At 44.7% G+C, this 228-nt stretch carries 1 protein-coding gene; it reads left to right on the forward strand.

Annotated elements, in window-relative coordinates; genetic code table 11:
• Positions 1 to 46: 46 nt before the first annotated feature.
• On the forward strand, positions 47 to 228 hold a 182-nt coding region (locus tag ACRHNM_RS18560), incomplete at its 3' end, for a hypothetical protein (protein WP_015755807.1).

Consider the following 228-nt stretch of genomic DNA (forward strand, 5'->3'; position numbering starts at 1 on the left):
GGTAACGCGGATGGACATGAGCGTTTATTTTGGGTAAAAATACGGATTGCCCCCGATTTACCATGCGGTATTTGCCGCATTCGGCCGTGTAAATCGGACAACCGCCACCTGCCTGGTCAATATGGGATTCTCATTAAAACGCGCATTTCGTTTTAAAAAATGCAACATCATCCCGGATTCGCATTTTTTTGTGAAAAATTTACGGTGCCCGGCAGGCATTCAAAATTA

Source organism: Psychroserpens mesophilus (assembly GCF_050617655.1).
In the GTDB taxonomy this organism is placed as follows: domain Bacteria; phylum Bacteroidota; class Bacteroidia; order Flavobacteriales; family Flavobacteriaceae; genus Psychroserpens; species Psychroserpens mesophilus_A.